At 67.6% G+C, this 14,282-nt stretch carries 15 protein-coding genes; 6 read left to right on the top strand and 9 right to left on the bottom strand.

What is annotated here, in order from left to right; translation table 11 throughout:
- Positions 1-116: 116 nt before the first annotated feature.
- The 9 genes from ACFWUR_RS29475 to ACFWUR_RS29435 form a co-directional block, all read right to left on the bottom strand.
- Positions 117-773: an MspA family porin gene (locus ACFWUR_RS29475; RefSeq protein ID WP_378911195.1), complete on the bottom strand. Its 657-nt coding sequence runs from the start codon at positions 771-773 to the stop codon at positions 117-119.
- Between the two features lie 61 nt (positions 774-834).
- Positions 835-1,503 (bottom strand): MspA family porin, encoded by a 669-nt coding sequence (locus tag ACFWUR_RS29470; RefSeq protein ID WP_378911193.1) that lies wholly within the window; start codon positions 1,501-1,503, stop codon positions 835-837.
- 346 nt (positions 1,504-1,849) lie between these two features.
- A complete protein-coding gene (locus ACFWUR_RS29465; protein ID WP_378911191.1) occupies positions 1,850-2,509 on the bottom strand; it encodes an MspA family porin in 660 nt (219 codons plus the stop codon).
- Positions 2,510-2,574: 65 nt separating this feature from the next.
- Complete coding sequence (locus ACFWUR_RS29460; protein ID WP_378911189.1) at positions 2,575-3,255, bottom strand: MspA family porin; 681 nt, start codon at positions 3,253-3,255, stop codon at positions 2,575-2,577.
- Between the two features lie 524 nt (positions 3,256-3,779).
- Positions 3,780-4,001, bottom strand: coding sequence for a hypothetical protein (locus ACFWUR_RS29455; RefSeq protein ID WP_378911188.1), 222 nt, complete (start codon positions 3,999-4,001; stop codon positions 3,780-3,782).
- Positions 3,998-4,540, bottom strand: coding sequence for a molybdenum cofactor biosynthesis protein B (locus ACFWUR_RS29450; protein WP_378911186.1), 543 nt, complete (start codon positions 4,538-4,540; stop codon positions 3,998-4,000). The genes ACFWUR_RS29455 and ACFWUR_RS29450 overlap by 4 nt, the downstream gene beginning before the upstream one ends.
- Positions 4,540-5,937: a S1C family serine protease gene (locus ACFWUR_RS29445; protein ID WP_378911184.1), complete on the bottom strand. Its 1,398-nt coding sequence runs from the start codon at positions 5,935-5,937 to the stop codon at positions 4,540-4,542. Before ACFWUR_RS29445 ends, ACFWUR_RS29450 begins: the two co-directional genes overlap by 1 nt.
- 95 nt (positions 5,938-6,032) lie before the next feature.
- Positions 6,033-7,487 carry an ATP-binding protein gene (locus tag ACFWUR_RS29440; protein WP_378911182.1) on the bottom strand — a complete coding sequence of 485 codons (1,455 nt, stop codon included), beginning with the start codon at positions 7,485-7,487 and terminating at the stop codon, positions 6,033-6,035.
- Between the two features lie 9 nt (positions 7,488-7,496).
- Positions 7,497-8,183, bottom strand: coding sequence for a response regulator transcription factor (locus ACFWUR_RS29435; RefSeq protein WP_378911181.1), 687 nt, complete (start codon positions 8,181-8,183; stop codon positions 7,497-7,499).
- A 291-nt stretch (positions 8,184-8,474) separates the two neighbouring features.
- On the opposite strand from ACFWUR_RS29435, the gene ACFWUR_RS29430 reads away from it, so the two are divergent.
- From ACFWUR_RS29430 to ACFWUR_RS29405, 6 genes are all read left to right on the top strand, one after another.
- Positions 8,475-11,282, top strand: a complete 2,808-nt coding sequence (locus ACFWUR_RS29430) for an ATP-binding protein (protein WP_378911179.1) — start codon at positions 8,475-8,477, stop codon at positions 11,280-11,282.
- Entirely contained in the window at positions 11,279-11,683 is a 405-nt protein-coding gene (locus tag ACFWUR_RS29425) for a roadblock/LC7 domain-containing protein (protein ID WP_056813970.1), read from the top strand. The genes ACFWUR_RS29430 and ACFWUR_RS29425 overlap by 4 nt, the downstream gene beginning before the upstream one ends.
- Before the next feature lie 6 nt (positions 11,684-11,689).
- On the top strand, positions 11,690-12,061 hold the full coding sequence (locus ACFWUR_RS29420; RefSeq protein ID WP_378911177.1) for a DUF742 domain-containing protein: 372 nt from the start codon (positions 11,690-11,692) through the stop codon (positions 12,059-12,061).
- Positions 12,062-12,065: 4 nt separating this feature from the next.
- Positions 12,066-12,665, top strand: a complete 600-nt coding sequence (locus ACFWUR_RS29415) for an ATP/GTP-binding protein (protein ID WP_056813977.1) — start codon at positions 12,066-12,068, stop codon at positions 12,663-12,665.
- Positions 12,658-13,434, top strand: coding sequence for an MHYT domain-containing protein (locus ACFWUR_RS29410; protein WP_378911175.1), 777 nt, complete (start codon positions 12,658-12,660; stop codon positions 13,432-13,434). The genes ACFWUR_RS29415 and ACFWUR_RS29410 overlap by 8 nt, the downstream gene beginning before the upstream one ends.
- A 503-nt stretch (positions 13,435-13,937) precedes the next feature.
- Positions 13,938-14,162, top strand: coding sequence for a hypothetical protein (locus ACFWUR_RS29405; protein ID WP_378911173.1), 225 nt, complete (start codon positions 13,938-13,940; stop codon positions 14,160-14,162).
- The last annotated feature ends 120 nt before the right edge of the window (positions 14,163-14,282 follow it).

The following is a 14,282-nucleotide window of genomic DNA, read 5'->3' as shown; positions in this document are numbered from 1 at the left end:
CCCGAAGCCGGCATACGACATATCCTTGTGTCCCGGGGGCTCGTTTTTTTTTATAAGAGCCCGCCCGGGCCCTGCGCACCGTGGTGCGCAGGGCCCGGATTTCGTGGTCCGATTCCTCAGCCGAGGCTGAACGGCGCGCCCCAGAGGGTCACCCAGCTCATCACGTTGTCGGTTTCCACCTCGACGCTCACGAAAGAACGGGCCTGGGCGTAGCCGCCGCAGCCGGACAGGCCGATGGTTTCGTCGGCCCAGGTCACCGAGCCCGAGCCGCCGGTGAAGGCATTGCGGGTCTTGTGGGATTCGTTGCCGTAGTCGTCGGGCATTTCCAGGTCGAGGACGTAGAAGGACTTCGACTGTCCGGGGCCGACGGTGAGCTCGCCACCGGAGGACACCTTGCCGCCGCCCACGCCGTCCACGATTTCCCCCCCACCGTCTCCGGCCGCGTCGCCACCGGCGATATTGACCTGGCAACCCACGGTGTAACCGGGGAAGATCTTGCCGCTGCCACCACCGGACACCGACACCTGCGCACTGCCGGAAACCCACGCGTTGCGATGCGCGGGCGTGGCCCCCATGGACGGATTGATGTTCGCGGACTCGCCGACCAGGCTGATGTCGACGACAGTTCCGTCCGACAGCGTCTTGGTGATGTGGCCGCCCGGCAGCGGAACGAAGGTGTCGGCATGGGCCGCACCGGTGGACAGCAAACCCAACGCCACGGTCGCCGCCGCCGTGCAACCGGCCACGCGCGCCATGCTCTTACGGTTGATCATCACAGTGACCCCTCGAGGGTGAATTCGTGTGAACGAGAAAGAGTTTCGATGCGACCGATGATCAGCCGATGCTGAACGGCGCTCCGTACAGCGTGGTCTTGGAGTAGTGGTCACCGATGATCTCGACCACCGAGTAGGACCGTGCCTGCGCGTAACCCGCGCAGCCCTGCACCTCGATCTCGGTGTCCTGGTACTCCACCGAATAGACGCCGGGCTTCAGAATGTCCTTGGCATCGATCTGCACGAAGCTGACCTGACCGGGGCCGAGGTGCAGGCCGATCGCACCACCGGCCGACGGGCCACTGGTCGACAATCCACCGGACAGCCCGGCGGCGATCGCGTCGTCACCGATGCTCACCTGGCAGCCGACGATGTAGCCCGTATTCAGCTGCGACGCACCGTGCGTCGAAGAATTGTTGGAGCCGGGACGGTTCGCCGGTCCGTTGTACGGACCGACCTCACCCTCCGGCGTGACCTGCACGTCGGCGCGCGCGTTGCCCGACACCCACACGACGCGACCAGCACCGTTGGCGGCCAGCGACGGGGAAACGAGGGCATGCTCGCCGGTACGGCTCAAAGTGACACCGGGGCCCTTCTTCTCGCCGTCCGGCAACGGTACGAAGGTGTCCGCGTTGGCAGCACCGGCCGACAGCAGGCCGATCGTGACGGCTACCGCGGCGCCCGCGCTCCACGCGCCGCGACGCCCGCGGTTGGTGCGGTTCTCGCTCATTCTTCCCCTCGGGGTATACGCAAATCCGACCTCGACCATCGAGGCCGATATCTGTGTTGCGCCCGGACCCAGCTGGGGTGTGTCACGCAGGACAGGCACCGCTGGCAACAGGACAGCTGCGCCCTGCCGGGAGGTGGATCGAGAAGCTGGTCGTCACCGCGTCGGCGCGACTCTCAACCGATCGGCGAACGAAAAACGCAAGATGACTTCGACTGCCGGGGCAGGCGATTCGGGTTCAACATAATGAGATCGGCTCGTAATGTCCAGCGCGACGACGGTGATCGCACAACAAAACGGACCGGTCGCAGGAGCGACCGGCCCGTTTCGAGTTCGGGATGCGAACAGATCAGCCGAGGCTGAACGGAGCGCCCCACAGGGTCACCCAGGAGATGACGTTGTCGGTCTCGACCTCGACGGACACGAAGGCACGTGCCTGCGCGTAGCCGCCGCAGCCGGTGAGGCCGATGGTCTCGTCGGACCAGGTCACCGAGCCCGAGCCGTTCTTGAACTTGTTCGACTTGCCGTGCGACTCCGAGCCGTAGTCGTCGGCCTTTTCGATGTCGAGGACGTAGAACGACTTCGACTGGCCGGGGCCGAGCGAGAGCTCGCCGCCGGAGTTGACGCCCGCGTCGACGTTGCCTTCCCAGTCGCTGCCGAGGTCGCCGCCGCCGGAGACGCCGCCACCCGCGATGTTGACCTGGCAACCCACGGTGTAGCCGGGGAAGATCTTGCCGGAGCCACCGTCGGAGACGGAGACCTGGGCGCTACCCGAGACCCACGCGTTGCGGTGGACCGGGGTGGAGCCCATCGACGGGCTGATGTTGGCCGACTCGCCGACCAGGGCGATGTCGACGACGGTGCCGTCGGACAGCGTCTTGGTGATGTGTCCACCCGGCAGCGGAACGAAGGTATCGGCGTTGGCCGCGCCCGTGGAGAACAGGCCGACGGCCACGGTGGCCGCAGCGCTGACGCCCGCCACCTTCGCCATGAACTTACGGTTGATCATAGGATTTGTCCCTCGAGGAGTGAGTTCGCCGTAGCGAGAAGAAGATTCGTACCGGTCGAAAGACGTCAGCCGATGCTGAACGGCATGCCGTACAGGGTGGTCTTCGAGTAGTGGTCGCCGATGATCTCGACCACGGTGTACGCCCGGGCCTGCGCGTAACCGGCGCAGCCCTGGATCTCGATTTCCGCGTCCTGGTAATCGATCGCGTACGTACCGGCCTTCAGGATGTCCTTCGAGCTGATCTGCACGAACTTGACCTCACCCGGGCCGAGGTTGACGCCGATCGAGCCGCCGGCGGTCACGCCACCGGTGCTGACGCCGCCGGACACGCCGGCGCCGATCGCGTCGTCGGCGATGCTCACCTGGCAACCGACGATGTAGCCGGTGTTCAGCTGGGAGGTGCCGTGGGTGGAGGAGTTGTTGGATCCGGGACGACCGGACGGGCCGTTCCACGGGCCTGCCTCGCCCTCGGGGGTCTGGGTGACCTCGGCGATCGCGGTGCCCGAGACCCAGACGACGCGACCCGCGCCGTTGGCGGACAGCGACGGCGAGATCAGTGCGGACTCGTGGGTGCGGGTGATGGTCACGCCAGCAGGGCTGACCTTCTGGCCGTCCGGCAACGGCACGAAGGTATCGGCATTGGCGGCACCGGTCGACAGCAGGCCCATGGCCACGGCGGCCGCGGCAGCGCCGACGCCCGCGGCACGGACGCCACGGCGCACACCGGTGGTGCGGTTCTCGCTCATACTTCCCCTCATCAGGTGTCTTACAGCCGACCTCGACTTTCGAAGCCGGACAAGTGGACCTCACAGGGCCCAGATCAGTGTGTCGCCCCTTTGTTGCCGTTACGTAACCAACTGTTATTTCGACGATACGACCGGGGCCGGTGTGGCGAACCCGAGCCAGGGTTCCACCGGATGGTTCAACGCACAGAAGTGGGAGTACTGCGAGGACCGATAGTTGGTGGCTCGATGGCGAACATTAAACGCCGATGCGCGGATACGGCAATGAAAGAGTTCGTAAATTTCACTGTGAAGCCCAGCACACATTCGTACATCGCCACATGCTTTGACGTGCATTTATGCACTCGCCAACGTTCCTGTCACGAGGCCTTGACAAGAACGGGTCGTAGGTGACGATCCAGGTCATAGAACGACAAAAGACCACGCTTTCGCGTGGTCTCCAGTATTTGCCTACAGTTCATGTTCACGTCGAAAACGACTTTTGCGAGGCCGCCTATTACGTAGCGGCTACGTAGATAACGGGGTGATCACCCGTGGTGCGGCGGGACCTGGGACCGTAACCATTCGTCCCCGCCGGAGCCACGCGATCCCTCACCGCGCTCGTCACCGGTGGTCTCCGGCAACACATCGCCGAAGATCCGCGCCAGCCGCGCGGCCTCGGCCGCTCTGCGCCGCAGCTCCTGCGCCGAAGCCTGCCCCCGGCCCTGATCATCGGGGCCGGGGACCGCGTCGTCGGGAGCAGACGTCATTCGTCCAGACCGGACAGTTCGCCGATCACCTTGCTGGCCAGCGGGCCGAGGGTGGCCATGCCGTCACGGACCGACGCGCGGGTACCCGGCAGGTTCACCACCAGGGTGCTGCCGGAGATGCCGGCGACGCCCCGCGACAGACCGGCGTCGAGCGACCCCGCCACTCGGCCGGACGCGCGCAGCGCCTCGGTGATGCCGGGCAGTTCACGGTCGAGCACCTGGGTGGTGGCCTCGGGGGTGACATCGCGCGGCGACATGCCGGTGCCGCCGACCGAGATCACCAGGTCGACACCGCCGATCACCGCGGTGTTGAGGGCATTGCGGATCTCGACCTCCTCGGCTTGCACCGTCACCGAGGCGTCGACGAGGAACCCGGCCTCGTTGAGCAATTCGGTGACGAGCGGGCCGAGCGAGTCGACGCCACCATGGGCCGTCCGATCGTCGACGACAACAACCAGTGCACGCCCTGCCACGGGAGCATCGATGTCCATGGTCATCACCGTAGCGCCTACGCACGACAGGTTCGCGTTCGATCGCATCATCGACCGCCTTCCGCGGCCGCCGCGGTGAGCGTGACCTCTACGGTCTCGGCATTGCCGCCTTGTTCGTCGGTGTAGGTCACCTTCACCTTGTCTCCTGGTTGGTGTGAGCGGACGGCGGCGATCAGCGCGTCGCCGGAGTCGATGGGACGGTCGTCGAGGCGGGTGATGACGGCGCCGGCGGGGATGCCCGCCTTGGCGGCGGGCCCGTCGGGAGTGGCCTCGAGTACGCGCGCGGCGCTGTCCTGCGGACGCAGTTTGATGCCGATCTGGGCGTAGGTGGCGTGGCCGGTCTTGATCAGTTCGTCGGCGACCCGGCGCGCCTGATCCACGGGGATCGCGAAGCCGAGGCCGATCGACCCGCTCTGAGTGCCGCCCGCCGCCTCGCCGCCGAGGCTGGCGATGGCGGTGTTGATACCGATCAGCTTGCCCTGTCCGTCGACCAGCGCGCCGCCGGAATTGCCCGGGTTGATCGCGGCGTCGGTCTGGATCGCGTCGATCACCGGGTTCACCTGGCTCGGCACGCCCTCGCCGCTGGTGGAGACCGGGCGATTGAGGGCGGAGACGATGCCGGTGGTGACCGTGCCCGCCAAGCCGAGCGGCGAACCGATCGCGATCACCGGCTGACCGACCGCCACACCGTCGGAGGTGCCCAGCTCGATGGGGGTGAGCCCGCTCTTGCCGCTGACCTTGATGACGGCGAGGTCGGAGACCGGGTCCGCGCCGATCATGGTGGCGGGCGCGGTGCTGCCGTCGCTGAACACCACCTCCATCTTCGCCGAGGCGCCCGCGCCCGCGGCGACGTGATTGTTGGTGAGGATCAGCCCGTCGGTGGACAGCACCACCCCGGAGCCCTCACCGGAGGCCCTGCTCCCCGCCACCTTGATCATCACGACACTGGGCAGAACCCGCTGGGCCACCGCCTGGGTGGACCCGGCGGGCGCGTTGGCGACATTGTTCACCGCGGGCTTGGGCGCTTCGAGCGCGTTGGTCACCGGTGCGGAATTCGAGTCGGTGGCAAGCACTCCGACAACACCACCGACACCACCGCTGACCAGTGCCAACGCGGCTGCTCCGGCGATCAGGCCGAGTCGCAACGGCTTGCGCTGCGGAGTCGGCGCGGGGCCGAATGCCTGCGGTGCGACGTTGTGCGGCACCGGACCGCCCCGCGGATGCTGATCACCGAACGACGTCGGGCCGCCGAAAGGCGCAGGACCACCGAAGGGCGTCTGGTCGCCCTGGTGCGCGCCGAACGGAGCCTGACCGCCGTACCCAACCGTCGACGGCCCGCCCGACGCGGGTGCACCTGGCATCGGCGCCCTACCGGTGGACCACTCCGGTTGCCCGCCGCTCTCGGCAGGCCGGTCGGCAGGGTGCTGCTGGGGATCATCGGTCATGGTGTCTGTCTCCTCACGCTTGCAGACCAGCTTCCTGACGGCTACTGAGAGGCGCCTGAGATCGGGGTATCAGTTCGCCGAGACTCCGTCGGCGATCACCCGGCGTCGGACTCGTCGAGAACGGTCGGCGCCTCTCCCGGCAATACGATGCGCACCAGCGCGCCGCCGCGATCGGAGGTGTCCACCGCGATGGTGCCGCCGTGTTTGGTCACCACCTGCTTGACGATGGCCAACCCGAGCCCGGAACCGGGCATCGAGCGCGAGGCGGTCGTGCGGTAGAAGCGTTCGAAGACCAGTTCGCGTTCGTCGATGGGAATGCCGGGGCCCGCGTCGCCGACGGCCAGCTCCAGCAATCCGGGACCGGCCGGGCGCATCGCGATCCGCACGACCGCGTCGGGCGGACTCCACTTGGCCGCGTTGTCGAGAACGTTGAGGACGGCCCGTTCCAGGCCCGCCTCGTGCCCGTAGACGAACCACGGCTGCAGATCGGCCACGAAGGTGATCCCCACGCGTCGGCGCCGGGCACGCTCGAGCGCGCGCTCGGCCACTTCGCCGAGATCCACCCGCTCGTACACCGTTTCGGGAGCGTCCTCGCGGGCGAGATCGACCAGGTCGCCGACCAGCGTCGACAGCTCGCCGATCTGGGCGACCACGTCGGCGCGCAGTTCGGCCATGTCCTCGTCGGGAAGTCGCGGTGCGCCCGGCCTGCCCGAGGCGATGAGCAGTTCCATGTTGGTGCGCAGCGAGGTCAGGGGGGTCCGCAACTCGTGGCCCGCGTCGGCGACGAGGCGGCGCTGACGGTCGCGTGATTCGGTCAACGCCCGCAGCATCGTGTTGAAACTCTCGGTGAGCCTGGCCAATTCGTCGTCGCCGGTCACCGGGATCGGCGTCAGGTCGTCGGTGCGGGCGACGCGCTCGGTCGCGGCGGTGAGCCGGGCGATCGGGCGCAGGCCGGTGCGGCCCACCGCGGTTCCGGCCGCGGCGGCGAGCACCACGCCGCAGGCCCCGACCACGAACAGCAACCACGCGAGCTGGTCGAGCACCTCACGGGTGCGGTAGAGCTTCTGCGAGATGATCAGCGTCGCGCCGCTGTGGGTGCGCGCGGCGAGCACCCGCTGGTCGCCGACAGTGCGCAGCGAGGAGTTGATCTTGCCGTCGGCCACGGCGAGTTCCTGTGCACCGACCGGCGGAAGCGTCTGCTGGGGCGGCATGTACGGCTTGTGGCCGGCGTAGATCAGCGCGACGCCCACATCGTTGGAGAACAGCCCGGCCAGCACGATCGACTGGAAACCGGCGGTCTCGAAATTGTTGTTGATCATGGTCGCGGCGCGGGCCTCGAGCTGGGCGTCGACGTCGTCGTACAGCGCGCGGGCCACCATCGCGTAGGCCGCGATCGAGGTCACCGCGACAGCGATGAGCACCACCGACGCCGCCAGCAGGGTCACCCGCCAGCGCAGCGACACCGAGCGGGTCAGCGGGGTCGGCGGACGCATCTCGCTCGCGTCGAGCGGCCTGCCGAGAACGGCGACCGCGGGTTCCTTGTGTGCCATGGTGCCCGCCTACGGAGGTGTCTCGCGCAGCACGTAGCCGACGCCACGCACGGTATGGATCAGTCGTTCCTCGCCGTCGGCCTCGGTCTTGCGGCGCAAATAGCCGATATAGACCTCCAGCGCGTTGCCGGAGGTCGGAAAGTCGTAGCCCCAAACCTCTTCGAGGATTCGTCCTCGGGTGAGCACTCGGCGCGGATTGGCCATCAACATCTCGAGCAACGAGAACTCGGTACGCGTCAGGCTGATCGCGCGTTCGCCGCGCGAAACCTCGCGTGTCACCGGATCCAGCGACAGATCAGCGAACACCATCGCCTCCGACGCTTCACCGGGATCGGGCGTTCGCCGACGCAGCAACGCCCGTAAACGCGCCAGCAATTCCTCCAACGCGAAAGGTTTCGGCAAATAATCGTCGGCGCCCGCGTCGAGCCCGGCCACCCGCTCGGACACCGAATCGCGCGCGGTCAAAACGAGAATCGGCAGATCGTCGCCGGTACTGCGCAGCCGCCGGCACACTTCGAGGCCGTCCAGGCGCGGCATCATGACATCGAGAACGAGGGCATCGGGCCTGGATGCGGTCACTTTCTCGAGTGCGTCCAGACCGTCGACGGCGAGGTCGACGGTGTAGCCGTTGAAGCTCAGTGACCGGCGCAGTGATTCCCGCACCGCGCGATCGTCGTCGACTACCAGAATGCGCATGTGCTGTAGTTTGCCGTGACCGACTGAGAACGTACTGAGAGGGCTCGGCGCGCCGAGCGTCGTGTTCTCGGCTTTGTCCGTTGGAGGTCTTGACAAACCCGAACGAATCGTCGTTGTGTCAGCGCATATTCGGCGAATTACCCACCGCATGGCCCGGATTGCCGATGCCTTCTCGGCACGGTATCTTTCCTGCGGTAAAAGAAGACCTCCAGTTGGTTCTGCGCTCGCATCGCTCCGCGACCTCCCCGCGCGGGCCGGGGTCACACGTGGAAGCAGAGGCAACGCACGCGGATGGAACCTGCATCGCGCTCCTGGCAATTCAGCCTGTCCAACTGGTCGGTAACGCGCAAGGTCGGTGTGGTGCTGGTGCTGCCGGTGATGCTCGCGACCACCTTCGCGGTGCTGCGCATCAACAACGAGCTGCAGACGATGACGCAGCTCGGCGCGGCTACCGAACAGGCCACCGTCATCCGTCCTGTCGTCAAATTCGCCACCGCGACCGAACAACTCGCCGTCGCCGCTACCGCCAATTGGGGGGCGATCGCCGACCCGCAGACCGACGCCGCGCTCACCACCTACGACCAGGCGCTCGCCGAGGTGCAGAGCGCGCTGCGCTCGGCCCGCATCGACCCCGGCGTCGCCAGTGAACTGACCGCGGCCACGACCACCGGCGCCACCCTGCGCAATACCGTGCGCGGCGGCTCCCCCGCGATGGTCGGCGAGCAGACCGACGAGATCGGCGAACGGATCGGCAACGCGCTGTCCAAGTCCCCGCAGGTCGAGAACTTCGTCGTGCAGCGCTACTTCCTGCAGCTGACCGCGCTGCACCAGGCTCGCCGCGTGCTCACCCGCGAACGCACACTGGTCGTCTCCCCCGAATCGGGTCGCAGCCAGAGCGCGCGAGCGAAGATGCTCGTCGAGCTCGGTTCCGAAGCGAACATGATCAAGACCTACGGGATGATCATGCCCGAGCACGCGGGCAGCCAGGCGGCGCTGCTCGACGCGGTGCAGACCCGGATCAGTGTGTTCAGCCAGAACAACGGCGACCCGACCACCAACGCCGCGGTGCTCAACACACTGCAGGTCAGCGCCGATACCTACTCCTCCACCATCTCCGCGCTGCTCGACAACATCGACCACACCCTCGACAGCAATACCGCCACCGCGCAGACCGGCGCCCTGCGCGAGACCACCCTGGTGCTCGGCATGCTGCTGGCGGGCCTCGCGCTCGCGCTGGCGGTGGCCCGCACCCTGGTGGTGCCGGTGCGCAGGCTGCGCCGCGACGCGCTCGAGGTGGCCCACGTGAAGCTGCCCGACGAGTTGGCCGTGGTCCGCAGCGGCGGCGCGACACCGGAGATCACGCCGGTGGGTGTGCATTCCACCGACGAGATCGGGCAGCTGGCCCGCGCCGTCGACGAGATCCACGAGCAGGCCCTGAACCTGGCCGGCGACCAGGCCCGCCTTCGCCTGCAGATCGGCAACATGTTCGAGACGCTGTCGCGACGCAGTCAGTCGCTGGTGGAACAGCAGCTCGCGCTCATCGAGGAACTCGAGCACGACGAGGACAATCCCTCGCGCCTGCAGACCCTGTTCCGGCTCGACCATCTCGCCACCCGCATGCGCCGCAACGGCGACAACCTGCTCGTACTCGCGGGCACCGTGCTGCGTCGCGGGCACCTGCCGCCGGTGCCGCTGTCGGACATGCTGTGGAGCGCGGTCTCGCAGGTGGAGGACTACCAGCGCGTCGAGATCGGCAATGTGCCCGACGGCGTCGTCGCCGGCGAGTCCGCGGTCGACATCGAACACCTGCTCGCCGAGCTCATCGACAACGCGCTGCGTTACTCCCCGCCGAGCACGTCGGTGGCGGTCATCGTCGGCCGGGCGGTCGACAGCGGCTATCTGATCGAGATCACCGACCGCGGCCTCGGCATGTCGGCCGAGGATCTGCGCACGACCAACGACCGGCTCGCCTCCGGTGGCGAGGTCACCATCGAAACCGCCCGCCGCATGGGTCTTTTCGTGGTGGGCAGGCTCGCCAAGCGTCACACCATCACCGTCAGCCTGCGCCGCACCAGCGGCGCGGCGCCGCAGCCGGGCATCACCGCCAGCGTGCATCTGCCCAGCGCGCTCGTCGCGCCGCCGCCGCCCGCGTCGTCGAACCCGGCCACCGGTCCGAACCCGCTCGTCTCGACCGGGCCGAACCCGCTCGCGCCCGCCGGGATCGGCCCGTACGCGCTGACGCCGGCCGACATCACCGGACCGAATCCGATCATGCCGACCGGACCGCGCCCCTTGGTCTCGCTCGACGCCGTGACCAGTGTGGATCTGCCCGCTTCGCCATTGCCCACGCCCGCGATGGTGGAGGCGACGGGTCCGAATCCGCTCGTCCCGACCAACGGCACGCCCGGCTCCGCACTCACCAGTGTCGGTCTCCCGCAACGTGTTCCGTCCGCGGTCCCGGCACCACCGCCGGCACCGACCACGGTCGAACCGGACGACGACGCGGCACCGGCGGGAATGTGGGCCGAGCACGATCACGACACCGACGATGATCTCCCGGTAGCCACCGATCCGCCGACGTCCGCCACCGACTCGCCGCCCTTCGGCTTGCCCCAGCGCATCCCGGCGAGCGCGCTCGCCGAACTCGCCGCGACCTCGGCTCCTGCCACGCGACCGGAACCGGAGCCGGTATCGAGGCCCGTCGACGCCGACCCGATGCCCACGGCGAGTACCCGCTTACAGCCGGTCTCCGGCCCGGCGCCGACCCCGATCTATCAGCGGATGGTCTCGGAGTGGCTCGTCGAGCCCGCGTCCTCGGCAGCCGAATCCGGTGACGGCAACGGCGCGTCGTGGAGCGCTCCCGGCGACGCGGGCTGGTCGGCCGCCGCCGAGGCGGACCACCCGCCCACATCCTCGCGAACGAGCGGCGGGCTGCCGATCCGCAAGCCGGGCGCGCAGCTCGTCCCCGGTGGGCTCACTCCCGCGGAGGAAGAGGGTGCTCGCGACCCCGAGGAGATCCGCAACAACCTGACCCGACATCTCAGCGGCGTCCGCAGCGGCCGTGCCGAGATCCAGCACAACGACGGAGGCCTCGAATGAGCAACGCGCACCCCACCGACGAGAATCTGAACTGGCTGGTCGCCCGCTTCACCCGCGACGTGCCCGGCGTCTCGCACGCGGTGCTCGTCTCGGCCGACGGACTGCTCCAGGCGACCAGTCCGCATCTGCCCGCCGATCGCGCCGAACAGCTGGCCGCGGTCACCGCCGGACTGGCCAGCCTGTCGATGGGTGCGGCGCACCTGTTCGACGGCGGCAAGGTGATGCAGTCGATCGTGGAGATGCAGCGCGGCTATCTCTTGGTGATGAGCGTCGGAAACGGTTCGCACCTGGCGGTTCTGGCCAACAAGAGCCACGACATCGGCCGCATCGGCTACGAGATGGCGTTGCTCGTCGACCGGGTGGGCTCGGCGGTCACCGCCACCGCCCGCTCCGCCGGCTGAGGTGAGATGTCGAGCCCTTACGGATCCGATCACCGGCCGACTACACGTGTCAGGCCCTATGCCCTGACCTCCGGCCGCACCGAGCCCGCGATCGCGCTGCCCTTGGAGGCGGTCGTGGAAACGGTCGCTTATACAGCGCACAACGACTGGTCCGCAGGCGATTTGCGGATCGAAATCGTGCGCCTGGCCACACATCGGCTATCTGTCGTCGAGATTGCCGCATACCTTGGTCGCCCACTGGGTATGGTCCGGGTGATGATCGGCGATCTCGTAGTGGGCGGGATTCTTCGAGTGCATTCGACGCTGACCGAACAGGCGAGCTACGACGAACGCCGATCACTGATGGAGAGGACTTTGCGTGGACTCCGTGGCCTCTGATGGCATGCGCCCGCCGGCAACCGAACAACGGGTCGCTTCGACCAAGATCGTCGTAGCGGGCGGATTCGGCGCCGGTAAAACGACGTTCGTCGGTGCGGTGTCGGAGATCGTGCCGCTGCGCACCGAGGCGATGGTGACCCATTTCTCCGACGGCATCGACGACCTCGCCGAGACGCCCGAGAAGGAAACCACCACCGTCGCCATGGACTTCGGCCGCATCGTGCTGCCGGGCAACCTGGTGCTGTACCTGTTCGGAACCCCGGGCCAGAAGCGTTTCTGGTTCATGTGGGACGACCTGATCCGGGGTGCCATCGGCGCGGTGGTGCTGATCGATACCCGCAGGCTGGAAGACAGTTTCGCCGCCGTCGACTTCTTCGAAGCGCGCGGACTGCCGTTCCTGATCGCGGTGAACCGGTTCCCCAACGCCCCGCGCTTTCCCATCGCCGAACTGCGCGAAGCGCTCTCGGTGCGCGAGGGCATCCCGATCGTCGACATCGACGCGCGCAATGCCGTCGAGGTCAGGCAGGCACTGGCGGCGGTGACCGAATACGCCATCGCCCAGCTCGAGCCGCAGCAGTTCGAAGGGGCAGGCAGGCGTGCTTGATGTGCTCGCCGCGACCGGTGCCGAGACCTTCGCGCACGGCACCGGTATCGCGTGGCTTGCGCTCGATCTGTCGGCGCTCGGGGCGCTGGTGGCGTTCGCCTGCATCCGGCATGCGAAGTACTCGATCAAATTTCGGCTGGTCTGGCTGACGATGGCGGCGGTCTCGCTCGGCGGGGTCGGGCTGTGGCTGGCGAATTCGGTGGCGCTGCTGGCGATGCGGGTGAACGACAGCACCATGCGCTACAACGTCGCGCTCGGTGCGGCGGCGCTGGCCATCGCGGTGGTCGGCGTGTTGGCCGGATTGCTGATCAGTGGCCGGACCACGCAGGTGCCGCGGCTCATCATCGGCGGGCTGACGATGGGACTCAGCGTCGGCCTGTCGACCTATCTGACCCTGGACGCGCTGGCCGTACAGGGCACCGTGGAGGAGTCCCTCGGGCTCATCGGGGTGTCGGTACTGGTGTCGATGGGGCTGTGCACGGCCACGCTGTGGGTGTCGCAGGTGGTGCGCCGACTGCCGATGCGGGTGTTGGTGTCGGTGCTGTTCGCGCTCGGCGTGGCCGCGGTGTACTACACGGCCGTCGCCGCGCTGACGTTCTCGATCGATCCGGGCATCCGGACACCGGCCGGAGTGTCGCTGTTCGACATGGTGTTCCCGATGTTCGTGATCGGTGCGCTCGGCCTGACGGTGCCGATCACCGCGGTGCTGGTGGCACCGGATCGGCGCGATGCGGTGGCTCAGGTGCGTCGGCCGGTTTCGGTCCGCTGAGGACAGCCAGCTAACGCCCGGTTTGTCGGAATATTTCCGGTCGCCCGCCCCGCTGAGCCGAGTGCGCGGATCCTGCGGCGAACTGCCGCGAAAAGTGCCCCTGAAGTGGCGATGAGCGGGTTCCCCTGACTCGGAGAACCCGCCCTCCCGCACGAGAGTACATACCTGCGCGAGACTCTGCATCAGTGGTTCGGGAATTTTCTTGTGGCGAAAAACAAACCAAGAGTTGGTAATTCGCCATCCAGCAAACCCTCCGCAAGCCCTGCGGCCCGCTTGCGCCAAGTGGCATGCGACACACGGTTAACGGGGCGGTAGCCCCACACGCGCCGACACGCCCTGAACAGGCACAACACCGCCGGAGTAAGGCCCCTGAACAGGCAACCACGCAGAACATGCCGCCGACCCGCCCCAAGCCCCCCACTCGGTGTCCGAACCGAGTTATGGTCGCTACGGGGCGCATTCGTCTCGCCCAGCACATCCGAGGTTCGTTCGAAGGAGTTCGCATGGCCGTAAACGTGGTGCTCGACAAAGTCCTCGACAAGGAATTCGAAGACAAGACGCTCGCGGAAATTCTCGCCGCGCCACCGTCGGCGCTGGCCGGCCTCACCGAGGCGCACGACAAGCAGCTGCTCGAGGCGCTGAAGATCAAGACCATCGCCGACCTGGGTAGCAACAAGTTCTTCCAGCTCGCCGCGACTCTGGTGGAGCTCGCCGAGCGCGAAGGCTGAGATATCGGCGGCTGGCGCCGCGGGGTTTTGGGGCCCCCGGATTCTGCGAAAACGAGGTCGTCATAATCGGGGATGACCCAAAACGAAACCCCCCCGAAAAAGTCGGGGGGCCCAACCACC

Origin of the sequence: Nocardia sp. NPDC058633 (genome assembly GCF_042717045.1) — a bacterium.
In the GTDB taxonomy this organism is placed as follows: domain Bacteria; phylum Actinomycetota; class Actinomycetes; order Mycobacteriales; family Mycobacteriaceae; genus Nocardia.
The sequence above is the reverse complement of the archived record's forward strand: the minus strand, read 5'-3'. Positions and strand labels throughout refer to the sequence as shown.

What these genes read in the sequence shown, in the direction of transcription:
- ACFWUR_RS29450 (WP_378911186.1), bottom strand. Translation starts at nt 4,540, where the DNA reads ATGCGATCGAACGCGAACCTGTCGTGCGTAGGCGCTACGGTGATGACC.
- ACFWUR_RS29415 (WP_056813977.1), top strand. Translation starts at nt 12,066, where the DNA reads ATGCGCCCGCCGGCAACCGAACAACGGGTCGCTTCGACCAAGATCGTC.
- ACFWUR_RS29430 (WP_378911179.1), top strand. Translation starts at nt 8,475, where the DNA reads ATGGAACCTGCATCGCGCTCCTGGCAATTCAGCCTGTCCAACTGGTCG.
- ACFWUR_RS29460 (WP_378911189.1), bottom strand. Translation starts at nt 3,255, where the DNA reads ATGAGCGAGAACCGCACCACCGGTGTGCGCCGTGGCGTCCGTGCCGCG.
- ACFWUR_RS29455 (WP_378911188.1), bottom strand. Translation starts at nt 4,001, where the DNA reads ATGACGTCTGCTCCCGACGACGCGGTCCCCGGCCCCGATGATCAGGGC.
- ACFWUR_RS29470 (WP_378911193.1), bottom strand. Translation starts at nt 1,503, where the DNA reads ATGAGCGAGAACCGCACCAACCGCGGGCGTCGCGGCGCGTGGAGCGCG.
- ACFWUR_RS29440 (WP_378911182.1), bottom strand. Translation starts at nt 7,487, where the DNA reads ATGGCACACAAGGAACCCGCGGTCGCCGTTCTCGGCAGGCCGCTCGAC.
- ACFWUR_RS29465 (WP_378911191.1), bottom strand. Translation starts at nt 2,509, where the DNA reads ATGATCAACCGTAAGTTCATGGCGAAGGTGGCGGGCGTCAGCGCTGCG.
- ACFWUR_RS29445 (WP_378911184.1), bottom strand. Translation starts at nt 5,937, where the DNA reads ATGACCGATGATCCCCAGCAGCACCCTGCCGACCGGCCTGCCGAGAGC.
- ACFWUR_RS29425 (WP_056813970.1), top strand. Translation starts at nt 11,279, where the DNA reads ATGAGCAACGCGCACCCCACCGACGAGAATCTGAACTGGCTGGTCGCC.
- ACFWUR_RS29435 (WP_378911181.1), bottom strand. Translation starts at nt 8,183, where the DNA reads ATGCGCATTCTGGTAGTCGACGACGATCGCGCGGTGCGGGAATCACTG.
- ACFWUR_RS29405 (WP_378911173.1), top strand. Translation starts at nt 13,938, where the DNA reads ATGGCCGTAAACGTGGTGCTCGACAAAGTCCTCGACAAGGAATTCGAA.
- ACFWUR_RS29420 (WP_378911177.1), top strand. Translation starts at nt 11,690, where the DNA reads ATGTCGAGCCCTTACGGATCCGATCACCGGCCGACTACACGTGTCAGG.
- ACFWUR_RS29475 (WP_378911195.1), bottom strand. Translation starts at nt 773, where the DNA reads ATGATCAACCGTAAGAGCATGGCGCGCGTGGCCGGTTGCACGGCGGCG.